This is a genomic window from Palleniella muris (assembly GCF_004792655.1).
Lineage (GTDB): Bacteria > Bacteroidota > Bacteroidia > Bacteroidales > Bacteroidaceae > Prevotella > Prevotella muris_A.
The window spans coordinates 82,553-99,530 of record NZ_SRZC01000008.1; the positions used below are offsets into that span (position 1 = coordinate 82,553).

A 16,978-nucleotide genomic window follows, 5' to 3' on the forward strand; every position below is an offset into this window, starting at 1 on the left:
GCATTCTGTATTCAATTATTTCTCCATTCCGTTTTTTCTTCGTACCTTTGCACCCGCAAATGACAAATCGCAGGCATCAAGCCACATCAAACGGTGCGTTGGATGAACGGTTTAGTCTCTGGTCTGCAAAACCAGCCAAGGCGGTTCGACTCCGCCACGCACCTCGAAAGACTGTCTGATACATTCAGACAGTCTTTTTCTATATATTATTCACTCCCAACTGCCAACCATGCCACACCGCCTCACACTCCGCAAAAAAGTTCACCGTAAGAGTCTGGCACACAACATGTTATCTTTCACACAACAAAAAGTAACACTTTGGCATACAAAAGGTAACACTTTAGGACATGAAAGGTAACCGTTTGCCTTGCAAAGTGTTACCTTTGGTTTTGTCGCTTGTAATGGCAAGAATCAGACCTGATATTTCCCTTGTCGCAAAACCAAATATTTATGGTTCGCAAACTTTTATAACCATATTTCTTGGCTGATACGTTTTTTTTGTGTAACTTTGCCACTAATAACTAAATCAAAACATACCACATTATTTTATTATTACAATGAAAAGAACATTTTCCTTTTTCATACTTGTTTTCTTTGTCTGTACCGGAATTTTTGCCCAAAACAACCGCAGCAGGAAGACCAATCTGCTGCGCTCGACAGATAACGCATTCTTCATGACCAATGAGGCTGAACGCATTGGAAACCAAGTCGTGGCATACCAACGTGTGACCGGCGGATGGCCGAAAAACATCGACATGTGCCGACAACTGAGCAAAGAGGAACTTGCTGAAGTCATAAAGCAGAAAAGCCGCCGCAACGATTCCACCACCGACAACAATGCGACGACGACACAATTCCTCTTCCTTGCCCGACTCTATAAGGCTACAGGAGGCAAAGAATGGAAAGAGGCGTGCAAAAAGGCGGTGGACTATCTCATCAGCGGACAATACGAAAACGGAGGCTGGCCGCAGTTCTGGCCTGAGATGCGTGACTATCAGGTGCACATAACATATAACGACAATGCCATGGTGAACACGCTTTCACTGTTCCAAGACATCATCAACGGAAAAGAGCCTTTTGACAGTGACCTGTTTGACACGGCAACAAAGGAACGGCTGCAGAAATCGTTTGATAAGGGCATCGAGTGCATCCTCAACACTCAGATTGTTGTGAAAGGAAAGCCTACGGTATGGTGTCAGCAGCACGACCTCAATACACTGAAACCTGCTCCTGCACGCGCTTATGAGTTGCCTTCGTTCTGTTCGCAGGAGAGTTGTGAGATTGTGCGCCTGCTCATGACGCTGCCTAACCCTGACAAGCGCGTACGCAAAGCCGTCCACAGTGCTATGGCGTGGTTCGACAAATACAAACTGACGGGCTTGCGTGTGACAAGGACTGGCGAAAAAGGCAGCACCGACAGGGACACAAAGCTCGTCAAAGACGCCGGCGGAAGCCCTTTGTGGGCACGATTCTACGACCTTGAACGCTGCGAACCTTTCGTATGCGACCGTGACGGCATACCACGCCGCAGCTTGGAAGAGATAGGCAGGGAGCGACGCGGCGGCTACAGCTGGTTCAACAGTAACCCCGCCCTACTCTATCCTCTGTACGAGCAATGGGCGGACAAATACGACAGGCGCAACAAAGGGCGCATCTCACTTTTTACAAAAGGGGCGAACGAGAACGGCACGATAGACATGTCGCGCAAGCCTTCGCCTGACAAACGGAAGTTCAACGTCATTGTAAAACCGGGTGAAAGCATACAGCAAGCGATAGAGAAAGCTCCTTTGGACGGAGCGCAACCGTTCAAAATCCTGCTTCTCAAAGGCACTTACAACCAGAAAGTGATTATCGACCGCCCGAACATTGTCCTTGTCGGAGAGGACAGGGACAGCACAATCATCGTCCTTGCTGAAGGGGCGAAGAGCATGCCAAAAGGCGAATTCCGTGGCAAACCGATAGGACGCGGCGTGATTTCTATCACGGAGGACGGCAACGACTGTGTTATCAGCGGACTGACGGTCTATAACAATTATGGCACAACCGTGGAGAACACCACCTCGCATCAGTTTGCCATTTATGGTCGTGGGACACGCACAATTGTGGTAAACTGCAACGTATGGGCGGACGGCAATGACGCTCTTGCGCTTTGGGCGAAAGAAGGAAAAGGCATGTACTACCATGCCGACCTTAATCTCCGTTGCCCGGGGGTAGACTTTCTTTGCCCTCGTGGCTGGTGTTATGCCACCAGATGCAGGTTCTACGGTGACGGACGTGCCATAATATGGCATGACGGACGCGGTGATAAGACAAAGAAACTTGTCATAAAAGATTCATCATTCGACGCCAAACGACCAACTATCCTCGGACGTTGGCATCACGACTCGCAGTTCTTCCTCGTCAACTGCCACATGTCGGAGAACATTCTTGACACAAACATCACTTATGCTTACAGCGACAAAGTGCTTGACCCGTGTCCTTGGGGACAGCGCACCTATTATTTCGGATGCACTCGCGACGGCGGTGACAGTGGCTGGCTGAGGAACAATCTGCAGGAATCGGAGGAGAAACCGGAGTTCTATGCCATAACCGCATTATGGACTTTCGACAACAAATGGAATCCGGAAAAGCGTCTGCGCGAGCTTTGGGATGTCGTGCAATATAGCATTTTGAAATAAAAATATAATCACCAACAATAATGAACACACACATTTTTTCCATGAAAAACATACTGACAGCCATTTTCGGTTTGATGATTCTCACCGGCAACGCCTACGCACAGAAAAGTTCTCTGCCAAAAGTGAAGAAATGCCTCTATGACTTTGTAGTACCTGACAATGGCGATTTCAAAGCAGCAATAACAGCAGCCAACAACAGAAAAGACACTGCCAAGCGTTTCAGAATATTTGTAAGGCAGGGGAATTATGTAATCCCTGCCTCAACAACGGCTACAATAACGGGCATGGACAACAAGGAGTATCCTGACCCGCGCACAGACCTTACTGCAAGCAATGTGTCTGTCATCGGGGAAAACATGGAGACTACATCTGTCAAAAACACGTGTCCGGAAGTGACCATCGACGGAAAATGGGGACCGGCATGTCCCATTGAAGGATTACGAAAGGCATACACGCTGCATAATTGCGGTACGGACAACTATTTCCAAGACATAAAGTTCATAAACGGAATGAAAGACCGTACCGGGCGAGGCGAGGCTTATGAAGAAAGTGGCGACCGCACTGTATGCAAGAATGTCGGGTTGTGGGGCTATCAGGACACTTACTGTTCCAACCGCGATTCGGCACGCTATTATTTCGAGGGCGGAGTGATACGCGGCCGTACTGACTACGTATGTGGCAAGGGAGACATACTGTTTAACGGTGTGGAATTCAGGCAATGTGAGAAAGGTGGATACATCACGGCACCTTCACGTTCAGTGAAATACGGCTATTTGATGTACAACTGCTCCGTGACCGGTGAGACTCCGGATATTGACGGAACTTACACACTCGGACGACCATGGGGAAAAGGGACGCCAATCAACTTGTGGATAAACACGAAGTTCCATGTCCGCCCTTCAGCTATTGGGTGGGCAGAGATGTCAGGCGGTTGGCCTGCAAGGTTTGCAGAATATGGTTCGCACGACAATCAAGGGGCGACAACAGACCTCAGTGAGCGCAAAACAATATGGAAGCATAAGGACGGTGATGCTCATGACAACAATCCGCGACTGTCTGCCGAAGAGGTTGCGGCTATAAAGCCTGAGACTGCATTGCTTGGAAAAGATAATTGGAGACCTATGGAGATTGCTGCCGACGCTCCAATGGCAAATAATGTGAGAATCAAGAAAGGATGGATTCTGTGGGAAAACAATGATAACACACTTTGCTGGGCTGTCTGCAAGAACGGCATAGTATGGCGTTTCACCACTACTCCGAAAGTCAAGATTGACGACGACGGCAGCACCTATTCTGTCAGAGCTGCCAATGAGCGTGGAGGATTGGGACGTGAGGTTAAGGCTTTGAAACAGAATTGAATCCATTATCGATAATCATCATGATTAAAAGAATTATTCTTGGTGCAAGCATAGCTGTTGCTTTCGCAGGCGTAGCACAAGCACAACAGTTGCCGGCATTCCCCGGAGCGGAAGGTTTTGGGCGATATACCACAGGAGGACGCGGAGGAGTGGTTTACCATGTGACCACATTGGACGACAACGAGACAGAAGGAACACTGCGCCATGCTTTAATGCAGGAGGGCAAAAGGACCATAGTCTTTGATGTTGCCGGCACAATATTCTTGAAAAAGCCGTTACGGGTGGTGAACAGTGACCTTACCATTGCCGGGCAGACAGCTCCCGGAGAGGGCATTTGCATTGCAGGCAACCAGTTCACACTAAAAGGCGACAACACCATTATGAGATATGTGCGCGTGAGGGTTGGCAACGAGCAAGGCGGCAGTCCTGACGGTATCGGTGGCACGGACTTTCACCGTATGATTATCGACCATTGTTCTGTAAGCTGGAGTGTGGACGAATGTTGCAGCGTCTATGGTGGCGAAGATTTCACCGTGCAGTGGTGCATTTTCTCCGAACCGCTAAGGTTTGGCGGTCATCAGAAAGGAGGAAGCCACGGCTATGGGGCTATCTTCGGTGGCGCACGCGCTTCTTATCACCATAACCTTTTGGCACATGGAGAAAGCAGAATGCCACGACTTGGACCAAGACCAGGCACACAGACGCGCGAACATGTTGACGTGAGAAACAACGTAATCTATAATTGGGCGGGCGCAGGCTGCTACGGCTTTGAGGGTATGGCTGTCAATATGGTGAACAATTATTACAAGCCGGGACCTGCAACTCCCAAGAACAATCGTGTCGGATATAGGATTGCAGCACCGGGAATACGCACCACACGATATGTTACAGGGAAGGACGGAAGACCAAACGCTTGGAAACCAATGGAGCATGTTTGGGGACGGTTCTACATTAACGGCAATGTCATGGAGGGCAACGACGAAGTGACTCGTGACAACTGGACTCGTGGTGTGCTTGAACAGATAGACCCAAGGACAAACGATGGTTTGTTCAATGACTCAATTGCAAAGGCTATACAACTAAGTGAGCCGATAGATTACGGCACGATAACCACACATTCCGCTAATGAGGCGTTTCACAGAGTGCTGGAAGAAGCAGGATGCTCCAATGTGCGTGATATCATTGACCGGCGCATAATCCAAGAGACACTCACCGGAACTGCCACTTTCCATGGCAGCATGTCTGGCGACAGCCGTTCTTTCCCGGGATTCATTGACTCACAAAACGATGTGATTCCTGCCGGAGAGACTTCGCCATGGCCGGAACTAAAGGCTACAAAAAAGCAGATAGCAGACCTTAAGGACACCGACGGTGACGGCATTCCTGACAAATGGGAAAAAGCCCATGGACTTAATGCCAAGGACAAAACTGACGGCAACCTCTGCACATTGAGCAAAGAAGGTTATACGAATCTTGAGGTGTATCTTAATTCTCTTGTGGAAATTAAAGTTCCAAAATAAATTCAAAAAGACAATTTATGCGAAATAATTTATCCATCCTTATCCTCTCACTCTTCTTCTGTGCCGAAACCATGGCACAGCAATTCTCCCCTACTACTACAATCTGGACAAACAGAACGATAGAAAGCATACTCGCCCAGGTCGGGAAATACAAGACCGCAAAGGACGTAAACCCTAACGCACCAAAGACAGAAAAGACCAACATACAAGTGCCTTATGGCAATGAGGGACGGGATTTTCTGACTGAATGGGCTTACTCTGAATTTGTCTGGACCAACTTCTATCCCATAGGAAACGGACGCATGGCTGCCATGGTTGCCGGCGGAATCGACAATGAGGTCATACAAATCAATGAGGATACAAGCTGGGACGGCTCGCCTTATGGCACACTGAAGGACGAGAACGGTAACACATTGACCTCAATGGCTGAGGTTTACAAGGCAAAACGCATCACAACCGTTGACCCTACAAGTGGAAGTGTGAAAGGCAATAGCAAATACTACAAGGACATAGCTGCGCAAGCACTGAAGATTGACAATGCTCATACAAAAGAAGCTGTGCAATACCGTTATGACCTTGAGAGCATGGTCGAAGCAAAATTCCTTGGAAACCCTAAACGCCAAAGAGCATATAAATCGTTTGTGGAGCTGTACCTTGACTTCGGGCATAACAGCGCAAACGCCAAAAACTATACAAAAAGTCTTGACCTTACAACGGGCATCGTCACTGTAGAATATGACATCAACGGAACCCACCACAAGCGTGAGACATTTGCAAGTTATCCTGACCAAGCTATAGTGATACGCATTTCCACCGACAAAAAGCAGGATTTCAATGCCACACTGCACAGCTATCATGCCACAGACGCAAAGTATTTCACTTATAACAAGATAAGTGACAACGAGATAAGTCTGCGTGCCCACATCACTGACGGCAACAAAGACGGCAGCATCGGGTGCATTAACGCTGTCTGTTTCGAGGCACGTCTGATGCTTCGTGGAGACGGAAAGTTCCATGTTTCAGCAGACAAGAAATCCATAAAAGTGAAAGGTGCAAAAGACACTGAGGTTTATGTCGTTGGCGCAACGAACTATGTGGACTACCTGACTCTTGACAATGAGAAACCGACACGTGACTGTCACCGCTATATTGCTAACCTAAAGTCCAAGACTTATGGCAAAATCATGCAACGGCATAATGCTGATTTCACCCGGATGTTCAATCGCTCCAACCTTGAAATAGCGAACGTTGACGCAACAGACTACAGCAGTGTGCCGACACAACTGCGTGTAAGAAAGGATGCAGAGGGCATGTCCGGATTCTTGTTTGGTGGCGGTTCAAAACTTTATGCCAATCCTAAAGTGAACACTACTTACACTGACGGTGACAACCAGCTTGCAGTGCTTGAGTTCAATTATGGCAAATATCTCATCATTTCCGGTTCACGACCGGGAAGAAAAGCCACAAACACCGATGACATTGACATAGCGGAAAGCCAGCCACTGAACCTGACAGGCAAATGGAATGCGGCAATGTCGGCAGGATGGAATGGCAAATATACTATCAATATCAACACAGAAATGAACTATTGGGCTGCACAACCACTGAACATTGGTGAGTGTGAACGCCCTCTGACAGACACTTTCCACGAGCTTGCAAAGAGCGGAAGCATAACAGCCGACTACCAATACGGCATAGGCAACAGCGCAACTTACAAGCCGGGAGCACCATGGGTGATGCACCATAACTTTGACCTTTGGCGCGGCACCCAACCTATTGATAATGCTACGGCAGGACTATGGCCCACCGGTGGTGCATGGCTTCTTGACCATGCTTGGCAGTATTATCTGTACAACAATGACAAGGAGTATCTCCGTGAACTGTATCCGTACATGGCAGGAGCGGCACGCTTCTTCACTGACTTCTTGATTGTTGACCCTCAGACCGGCTATCTCATCACTGCCGCATCATGCTCTCCCGAACAAGGAGGTGTGCAGCCCGGTCCTGCTATGGACACACAGCTGATACGCAACCTGTATGACATGGTGCGGAAAGCTGCCAACATCCTTGGAAAAGAAAAGGAAGATGCACAGCTTCTTGCAAAAATAGAGGAACAGATGCCTACTACATATTTTGCAGACGAGAAGGGTCGCTTGGCACCTAACCTCATTGACAACCATGGGTTGGTACAGGAGTGGGTGCGCGGAGATGTTGGATTTGACTTCTCAAAGAAGAACAATCCTGAGGAAGGAAAATACAAACACATCCATAACAAGTACACCGGTAAGGACATAAGCATCAATGAGCATTTTGCGAGCAACAACAGTATGCACCGCCATTGCTCACACTTATGGGAGATTTATCCCGGCACTCATCTCTCTGCTTTCAGCACAAATCCTGCTGAACAAGCTTTGTTCAAGGCTTTCCGCAAATCAGTTGATGCGCGCGGTGCAGGCACCGGACATGGCTGGGGAGTAGCATGGCGAATCAGTCTTAACGCCAGGGCACTTAACGGGGAGCAATCTTCAAAGATGTTGGAGCAGCTTTTCCAAACACGCACATCGCCAAACCTGTTTGACCAGCACCCTAATTTCCAGATTGACGGAAACTATGGAGCTACGGCAGGTGTATTGGAAATGCTCATACAAAGCCACGACGGTGCTGTCACACTGTTGCCGGCAATTCCACAAAGGTGGGCAAACGGCTCATTCAAAGGCTTCGTCACTCGTGAGGGAGCAGTGATTGACCTCGTATGGCGGAATGGAAAACCAACAGAATTGACTATCCATGCCCAAAAGACTCAACCTTTGCGCATACGGGTAATAGGAAGAGAAGAACAAACAGTAGATATGGAAAAAGGCAAGACATATAACCTGAAATTATAAGTAATAGCAATCCTCGTGCCACTCTCTCATGGCATGGGGATTACTGCTATCACAAGTGTCTTGAATTAGCGAAACAACCATCACACACTCGCATTGAATGAAAAAAAACAAAAACTAATCGACCACACATGGTGGAAGGATTCGTGCTGCTGTCAGCAAAGAGCTTGAGCCTAAGTTTGAGGCGGTGCAGAAGGAGATGCTCGCAAAGCAGGGCGAATACATCAAGGCAAACCCTAACTCTAACGGCTCTGTCGCACTGTTGGCGAGAATGCCGGTCGAGGAGTTTGCCACTTACGACAAGATTATCTCGGCAGCAGTGAAGGGCGGCATGCTCGCTCCTGTCTACAACAGCGTGAAAGCGGCTTACGAAAAGGAGCAAGAACGACAGGCCAATGCCTCAAAACTCCAGCCGGGAATGATGGCTCCGGACTTTACACTGCCAACAATCGATGGCGGAAATCTCTCCCTCTCCTCACTGCGCGGCAAATATGTCATCATCGACTTCTGGGGCGCATGGTGCGTATGGTGCATAAAGGGTATGCCGGAGATGAAGAAATACTACGAGAAGTACAAGGACAAGCTCGAAATCCTTGGCGTGGACTGCCGTGACAAAGTTGAGAAATGGAAGGCTGCCGTGGAGAAACACCAGCTCACATGGAAGCATGTCCGCAACAGTGAGGGCAGCGAGGACATCACCGGAAAGTACGCCATCCAAGGCTACCCTACCAAGGTTCTCATTGACCCACAGGGCAAAATCGTGAAATATATCGTCGGTGAAGACCCTGCATTCTACACTGTCCTTGACGAGACATTAGGCAAATAAGTCTCTCCACAATAGGGAATAAAAGCATTTTCTATCAGAAAAACGACTCTCCTGAAAGCAGTTTGCATGGCTTTTGGCAGAGTCGTTTCTTATTTTGTCTGTCCTTCACACAATCCTCTCCCCCATCCTGCTGCAATCGTCATTAAGTGTTTCATCTGTTAAGTTTTAGGAAATATTTTGACAAACAGAAACCTTGAGTTTTCTTATTATCTTCCTTCAAAAACACAGAAAAAAGGCTTTGAAACGTGAAAAATCATTGTTTTCACCATTATTTTTGTCAGATTTGACTGCAAAATGCCACTTTTCAGTTGCAAAAGGTAACGATTGATTTGCCAAATCAATACCTTTTGTACCACAAATCAATACCATTCACACCATAAAGTGATACCATTTACAGTTGTCAGGAATACCATTGACAAAGCCACGCCTATATATTACTGATTATCAATGCATTATACAACCACACAAATACAGCCAATATTTTCAATTTTGCCCACAAATTTATTTTCAAGCGAAATATAATGTTAGAAAAGGGATGAGTTTTCTAATCCGCCAAAAGTTGGAGGCAAGGTAAAAAAACTTCTATAACAAATTCAATGTTATGTGACAAAAAGAAATAAAAAATCGGCTTTTATTTTGTATTTTGCTTATTTAATCGTAACTTTGTAGGCACAAGCAATAAAAATAAAAACAACTATGCAAACAGCAACTGTGTTTACCCCCATACAACTGCAACTGTTGCAGATGTTTTCCCACAAGACCAACGAAACAGAACTTCGTGAGGTTCAATCATTGCTTTCCGAATATTTCGCAAAGAAAGTTGAGGATGCAATCGATGACTTGTGGGAGAAAGGTCAGTGGGATAATGAACAGAATGAGAATGTTTTGAAAGAACATCTCCGCACACCGTACATCCATGGATAGAATTGTACTTGATACAAATTGCCTGCTTGCGTCGTTGTCACGCAAAGGTAATTTCTTCAATGTGTGGCGAGGACTCATTGAGGGCAAGTTTGCATTGTGTTACTCCAATGACATTTTATTGGAATACGAGGAGATTATCAGCATGAAAACCAATGCTGAAATTGCAACTCATGTGATACAAGCGATAGTGAACTCGCCATATACAATTAAGATTGACCCGAGGGATAATTACGGCGGATGTAGATGACAACAAATTTGTTGACTGCGCCATCGCTGCTAACGCACGATTCATTGTTAGCGAAGACGCGCATTTCAATGCTGTAAGAAGAATCGATTTCCCAGCATTGGTTGTGCTACGGCTTGCAGAATTTGCGAGACTACTTTGATTAAAAGAGATTTCTAATTCTTGGAAAAGAGCATTTCGGCTAGATTTTACAAGAGTAAGAATTAATATTAAACAAAATTTCCCTGTCTGTCACGAATGACTGACTGAGAAATCTTATGTGATTACAATGTAACATCTACGTTAGAAAGCACAGTAGCTGTTGCCACAGCCCTAACGGTAACCGCTGGCTTCAGCCATGCGGTAGGGAATAGTCCATACATAAAGTGTGGCAACGCCACACTCCTTTATGCGCCATATCCTTTAGGTAAATGACTTGTTGAGGTTCAGGTTCGTGCCGTTTGTGTGCTCTGCATAAAGGAGTGTGGTTCCACCACACAGCGTTTGAGGCGATTTGCAACCCTTACGGCTAAAGCCGGAGGTTACCGTTAAGGCTGTGGCTCCGCTACACTTTGCATGGAAATATTGACAATAAGGTATCAGTGGTTTCGCAATTCAATCTTGTTTGGCAATATTTCATATCTCCAAAATATTTTCTGAAATATTCATTACGCATCAGTTTATAACACAAAAACAAGTCCCACACCACCAAAAGGATGATGCAGGACTTGTTATATTTGTCTAACAGTAAGCCCGTTAGCTTTTTATTCGTACATTACGCAGCAGCAAAAATCCACTCATAGAAGCAACTGCAAACACCGAAGAGCGCAACGCCCAATGTGCAGAGAGCGAGGGCAAGGCGTGTGTTGCAGTCAGACTTGAATGTAGGGAGCGGTTCGGAATCGTTGTTGATGTACATTGCCTTCACTATCAGGAGATAGTAGTACAGTGAGATTACTGTGTTAATCAATGCTATGAACACAACGACATAAGCTGCAACAGAACCTTGCTGACATGCTGCCATGAAGACAAAGAACTTGCTGAACATTCCGGCAAACGGTGGGATACCGGCAAGACTGAACAATGCCAGTGTCATGAGGAACGCGAGCTTAGGGTTTGTCTTATACAGTCCGTCGTAAGATGACATTGCTGTCGTGCCGTTGTTATTCTCCTCAACTGCGCTGATAACGGTGAACACCGCCATGTTGGCAACAACATAGATGAGAACATAGTATGACAGTGCTGTCACACCGTAAGCAGCGATAGCAGGATTGCCTACTCCCACGACAGCAAGCATGATGTAGCCTGCCTGTGAGATGGAACTGAACGCCATGAATCGCTTAAGGTCGCTCTGACGGATTGCCATAAGGTTGCCGACTGTGATACTGGCAACGATAAGGATGTACATGAGCATCTCCCACTCTGCCGCCATCGGCTGGAACACCTTCATGAGGAGCGTGCAGAGTGTGAACGCTGCTGCTCCCTTAGAGATGACACTGAGGTAGCCTGTCACTGTTGTAGGTGCGCCCTGATATGTGTCCGCTGTCCAGAAATGGAAAGGCACAAGGGAAATCTTGAAGCCAAGTCCTGCAACAAAGAACACAAGTCCGATGATTGTCAGTGTTGAGAAGCCATTGTTAAGGGCTGCTGTGAAATCATCGAAATAGAGTGCGCCGGTAGAACCGTAGAGGAATGAGATGCCGTAGAGCATCACACCACTTGAGAACGTTGCAGTAAGGATGAACTTTGCTGCAGCCTCTGCACTGTGGTGACGGTACTTGTCAAGAGCGACAAGGCATGCCATAGGCACAGATGCCATTTCAAGTCCGAGGAAGAACATGAGGAAATGACCTGCGGACATCATCATGTTCATACCGAGGAGTGTGGAGACAACGAGCATATAGAACTCACCTTCCTTGAACGCAGTGTCAGGACGGCTCATCCAGTTACGGCTCTGAATGACAACAATCAGTGTGCCGGCAGCAAGAATTACCTTCATGACGTTGGCTGCGGTTGTTGCAACGTACATTCCACCGAACGCCTCTGCCGGTTCTCCACAGAAGAAGGTGACGACAGTCTGCACAAGAAGCATCACGCACATCAGCGGATTGAACCACTTGCGCTCTGCTGTCTTGGAAGAAGCGAAATCGGCGATGAAGGCTATTATCAGAATAGCAACAAGTGTTGCTTCCGGAACCATATATAGAAATTGTGAATAATTCATATACTTTCAGTTTTTTAGCCAATAATATTACTTAAAACAGCTGCTACGCCACCGTCAATCACGTTGCTTGCCCAAAGTGGGAAGCTACCGAGAGCCGCAACGCAGAAAATGAGGCAACATACTGTGAAGCGCTCGTCCCATGTTGCATCAGTAAGTTTTTCGTATTCAGGCTTTTTCACCTTCTCGAAGAGGATAAAGCCAACGGTACGAAGGATGTAAACGGCTGTCACAACGATTGATGTACAAGCGATGATAGTGCAGCAACGGTGGAATGTGTCGTTATTCTCGAACGAACCGACGAAGATTGTCATCTCAGCGATGAAACCTGAAAAGCCCGGAAGACCAAGGTTTGCAAGACCTGCTATCACATAGCCTACTGAGAGGAATGGCATAATTTTCATCAAACCGCCCAACTGACGGATGTCACGTGTGTGTGTACGACCGTAAATCATACCGATAAGGGCGAAGAAGAGTGCTGTCATCAAACCGTGGGAAAGCATCTGGAGAATAGCACCTGTGCAAGCAGTCTTGGTCATCATGAGGAGAGCGAAGAGCACAAGTCCGCAGTGGCTGACAGAAGAGTAAGCGTTGATGAACTTCAAGTCGGTCTGGACACATGCAGAGAATGCTCCGTAGACAACAGAGATTGTTGTAAGTATAAGGAACACCCATGCCAACTGCTGTGCTGCTTCAGGAAGAAGGAACATAGCAATGCGGAAACAGCCATAGCCACCGAGCTTCATAAGCACTCCGGCGTGAAGCATGGACACAGATGTAGGGGCGCAACCGTGACCAATTGGTGACCATGTGTGGAATGGGAACAGTGCGCCGAGCACACCGAAACCGATGAACACAAATGGGAACAGAACCTTCTGGACGGCAACAGGGATAGCATGTGCGCCGCCTGTCTGATGAGCGATTTCGAGAAGATTCATTGTCTGTGCACCGCTGAAGAAATAGATTCCTACAAGCCCGATGATGATAAGGGCAGAACCACCCATAAGCATCAAGGTCAGTTTCATTGCGGCATACTCTTTCCTTCCTGAACCCCAGAAACCAATGAGGAGGTACATAGGGATGAGGGCAACCTCATAGAACATGAACATCGTAAAGAGGTCAATGCTGATGAAGAAGCCGTACACACCTGTTGAGAGGAGTGTGAACCACATGAAGAACTCTTTTGTCAGAGGCTGCAGCTTCCATGAAGCGAATGTGCCGGTAAAGACAATGATACTTGACAGCAGAAGCATGACAACGCTGATACCGTCAACACCTACCGCATAAGAGATATGGAGCGGTGCGAACCATACTGTGCTGAATGTGTACAGCATCTCTGCCTCGTTGCCGGCGGCACGCTGAGAGATGAAATCAATAGTCAGCCACGCACTCAGGGCGAGGAGACAGGATGAGCCTGCCACCATCACGCCACGCACCTGTTCGATGTTGCGTGCCAGCCAAAGACCGAACAACATCAGGACGGGGATTACTACGAATAATGTTAATATACTCATTTTTCTTATTCCTTAATTTTAGATTGCCAACAATATTAACGACAACGCAACAGCACCCGTGAGGAACCATACTGCATAGGTGCGCACGTCACCATTCTGCCATGAGCGTATGCTCTCACCACTCTCGTTTGTGCTCCATGCTGTGAAGTCAATAAATCCGTTGATGATTTTCTCATCAATCCATGCCACCGGCTTGGAGACAAAGCGGAAGAGAATCTTGTGTGTGACGAACATATAAACCTCGTCCATATAGAAACGCTTGTATGCAGCACGATGCAGACGTGGGAACATCTTGTACATCTTCTCTGCGATTGGCTGTTTCTCACCTTTATATATATATGTGGCAAGCCCGATGCTCAGAAGTGCTATGACTGTTGAGGTAATGGCAATCTGAGTGTCAAGATGAATTTCATAGACCTTACCTGACGCGCTCACGAATGAACCGAAATTCACAGCCCATCCGCAAGTAATTGTGATGAGTGTAAGGAATATCAGAGGGAATGTCATTGTCCAAGGTGCCTCATGAGGAGTGTGCGCTGCATGGAGCTCCTTGTTCTCTGTTCCCCAGAAAATGCCGTAGTAGAGACGGAACATGTAGAATGCTGTCATTGCGGCAACACCTGTCATTATCCAACCTACAACCGGGCTGTACTGGAAGCAAGCAGTGATAATCTCGTCCTTGGAGAAGAATCCTGAGAACGGAGGAATGCCGGCGATTGCAAGACATGAGAGAAGGAACGTGATGTGAGTAATCGGCATGTACTTGCGCAGACCGCCCATTGCTGACATCTCGTTAGAGTGCACGGCATGGATGATGCATCCTGCCCCAAGGAATAGGCATGCCTTGAACATGGCATGTGTGAACAAGTGGAACATTGACGCCATGTAGCCAAGCTGGGCATGGTTGTCAAGAACGACTCCTGCCTCGTGGCTTGGGAGGCAAACGCCGAGTGACACCATCATGAAGGCTATCTGAGAGATTGTTGAGAACGCAAGCACACGCTTGATGTCGCTCTGTGCACAGGCAATGGCTGCAGCATAGAATGCTGTGAACACACCAACGTACACAACGATGGACATCTGGTCAGGGGCATACTGAATCCAAAGTGGGAACAGACGAGCAATCTGGAACACACCGGCAACAACCATCGTAGCAGCGTGGATAAGCGCACTGACAGGAGTCGGGCCTTCCATAGCGTCCGGAAGCCAAATGTGCAATGGGAACATTGCTGACTTGCCGGCACCGCCGATGAACATAAGCACGAGGGCTGTCGGGATTATCAGGCCACCGGCTGCAACGGCGCGTGAGACATCCCCCTGAAGGAATGGAGCCGCACACTCTGCCATCTGAATCTCCGTACCTGTGAAGTTGAAGCTGAATGAACCTACATAGTAACCATAGATAAGGATACCAATGAGGAAGAACATATCAGCGAAACGTGTGACAATGAATGCTTTCTTTGATGCGTGGACTGCTGCATGCAACGGATAGTAGAATCCGATAAGCAGATAAGAGCTGACGCCCACCAACTCCCAGAACATGTACATCTGGAAGATGTTTGTAGCGACGACAAGTCCGAGCATGGACATTGTAAACAGTGAGAGGAAAGCGTAGTAACGCTCAAAGCCTTTCTCACCGTGCATATATCCGAAAGAATAGATGTGCACCATAAGGCTCACGGTAGAGATGACGATGAGCATCATTGCCGAGATTGGATCAAGCAAGAAGCCAAGGTCAAAACTCAATGAGCCGAGTGGCAGCCAAGTGAAATTGAACGGCACGATGGTAGGCAGTGTGCCGTCAGCAAGACGTTCGGTAGTGAAATAAGTTATTGCCGTATAGTAGGACAATACAGTCACTGCACCGAGCGACAAGGTGCCGATAAGACCGGCAGCCTTATGCGACATCTTCATGCCGGCGAGTCCCAGTACAAGGAATGAGAGCAGCGGCAGAAGAAGAATCAAAAATACATAACTATATTCCATTGTGATTTTCCTTTCCTGTTTATTTCTTTAATTCCTTTATACTGTCCACCTGGTCACTGTTACAGTTACGGTAAACATTAATGATAATAGCCACAGCCACAGCAGTTTCAGCAGCACTCATACCGATAGAGAACAGTGTGAAGAAGAATCCGTCAAGCTGTTCAGGGAAGAGAATGCGGTTGAAAGCGGCAAAGTTGAGGTCAACGGAATTGAGAATCAGCTCTACCGAAATAAGCATGGCTATCAGGTTGCGACGGCTGATGAAGCCGAACACGCCTATGAAAAACAATAGTGCACTGAGCACGAAGAAAAATTCTACGGGTACCATAGCTTATTCCTTTCTTGAGATTAGTATTCCACCGATGATGCATGCCAGAAGGAATACGGAAATGAACTCGAACGGGAGGACATAACCATACTTGTCAGCGCCGACGAGCGCCTTGCCTATGACATCCATGCCGACTTCCTTGTCAGCCACCTGTGCGAAATTGTTAACAAAATGATTCTTCATGAAGACACCTACCACTGTGGCAAAACCTGCGAGAGTCACAAGAGAGCCCAGCACTACACGACTGCCTTTGGCATGCTCGACAAGCCCCTGAAGGGTGCGCTTGCTTACAAGCTGTATGGCAAAGATGTAAATCATCGTGACACCACCGGCATAGACAGAAATCTGCGCGGCACCAAGATAGGTGTAGTCCAGCAGGAAGTAAAGTCCTGCCACACCGAAGAGCACGAACAACAGGAATGTTGCGGCTCTCATTATTCGCTTCGTTGTAACACATATAATGGCTGAGCCAAGTATCACAACAGCGAGTATTGCAAACATTATTAAATTAGCCATTG

Annotated in this window: 13 protein-coding genes and 1 tRNA gene; 9 read left to right on the forward strand and 5 right to left on the reverse strand. The window is 47.3% G+C overall.

Going from position 1 to position 16,978, the window contains the following annotated elements; genetic code table 11:
- Positions 1-92: 92 nt before the first annotated feature.
- The 9 genes from E5358_RS06350 (at position 93) to E5358_RS15500 (ending at position 10,574) form a co-directional block, all read left to right on the forward strand.
- A tRNA-Cys gene (locus tag E5358_RS06350) sits at positions 93-164 on the forward strand.
- A gap of 393 nt (positions 165-557) precedes the next feature.
- On the forward strand, positions 558-2,678 hold the full coding sequence (gene pelA / locus E5358_RS06355) for a pectate lyase (protein WP_135939392.1): 2,121 nt from the start codon (positions 558-560) through the stop codon (positions 2,676-2,678).
- 41 nt (positions 2,679-2,719) lie between these two features.
- Positions 2,720-4,036, forward strand: a complete 1,317-nt coding sequence (locus E5358_RS06360; protein ID WP_168354598.1) for a pectinesterase family protein — start codon at positions 2,720-2,722, stop codon at positions 4,034-4,036.
- Between the two features lie 20 nt (positions 4,037-4,056).
- Complete coding sequence (locus E5358_RS06365; RefSeq protein WP_277821188.1) at positions 4,057-5,556, forward strand: pectate lyase; 1,500 nt, start codon at positions 4,057-4,059, stop codon at positions 5,554-5,556.
- A gap of 17 nt (positions 5,557-5,573) precedes the next feature.
- Positions 5,574-8,441 (forward strand): glycoside hydrolase family 95 protein, encoded by a 2,868-nt coding sequence (locus E5358_RS06370; RefSeq protein WP_135939394.1) that lies wholly within the window; start codon positions 5,574-5,576, stop codon positions 8,439-8,441.
- A 184-nt stretch (positions 8,442-8,625) separates the two neighbouring features.
- Complete coding sequence (locus E5358_RS06375; RefSeq protein ID WP_277821189.1) at positions 8,626-9,264, forward strand: peroxiredoxin family protein; 639 nt, start codon at positions 8,626-8,628, stop codon at positions 9,262-9,264.
- Between the two features lie 696 nt (positions 9,265-9,960).
- A complete protein-coding gene (locus E5358_RS06380; protein ID WP_135939396.1) occupies positions 9,961-10,188 on the forward strand; it encodes a hypothetical protein in 228 nt (75 codons plus the stop codon).
- On the forward strand, positions 10,181-10,435 hold the full coding sequence (locus E5358_RS15320) for a PIN domain-containing protein (protein WP_277821190.1): 255 nt from the start codon (positions 10,181-10,183) through the stop codon (positions 10,433-10,435). The genes E5358_RS06380 and E5358_RS15320 overlap by 8 nt, the downstream gene beginning before the upstream one ends.
- Entirely contained in the window at positions 10,401-10,574 is a 174-nt protein-coding gene (locus E5358_RS15500; RefSeq protein WP_338400493.1) for a PIN domain-containing protein, read from the forward strand. The genes E5358_RS15320 and E5358_RS15500 overlap by 35 nt, the downstream gene beginning before the upstream one ends.
- Positions 10,575-11,186: 612 nt before the next feature.
- Here the strand turns inward: E5358_RS15500 and E5358_RS06390 are convergent.
- Genes E5358_RS06390 through E5358_RS06410 form a run of 5 tightly spaced genes read right to left on the reverse strand, consistent with a single transcriptional unit; the run spans position 11,187 to position 16,976 of the window.
- Positions 11,187-12,635: an NADH-quinone oxidoreductase subunit N gene (locus tag E5358_RS06390; protein WP_135939397.1), complete on the reverse strand. Its 1,449-nt coding sequence runs from the start codon at positions 12,633-12,635 to the stop codon at positions 11,187-11,189.
- Positions 12,636-12,649: 14 nt separating this feature from the next.
- Positions 12,650-14,146: a complex I subunit 4 family protein gene (locus E5358_RS06395; RefSeq protein WP_135939398.1), complete on the reverse strand. Its 1,497-nt coding sequence runs from the start codon at positions 14,144-14,146 to the stop codon at positions 12,650-12,652.
- A gap of 18 nt (positions 14,147-14,164) precedes the next feature.
- The gene (nuoL, locus tag E5358_RS06400) at positions 14,165-16,132 is read right to left on the reverse strand and encodes an NADH-quinone oxidoreductase subunit L (protein WP_135939399.1); all 1,968 of its coding nucleotides are present in this window, start codon (positions 16,130-16,132) and stop codon (positions 14,165-14,167) included.
- 19 nt (positions 16,133-16,151) lie between these two features.
- A complete protein-coding gene (gene nuoK / locus E5358_RS06405) occupies positions 16,152-16,460 on the reverse strand; it encodes an NADH-quinone oxidoreductase subunit NuoK (protein ID WP_135939400.1) in 309 nt (102 codons plus the stop codon).
- 3 nt (positions 16,461-16,463) lie between these two features.
- Entirely contained in the window at positions 16,464-16,976 is a 513-nt protein-coding gene (locus tag E5358_RS06410) for an NADH-quinone oxidoreductase subunit J family protein (RefSeq protein WP_135939401.1), read from the reverse strand.
- Positions 16,977-16,978 lie beyond the last annotated feature (2 nt).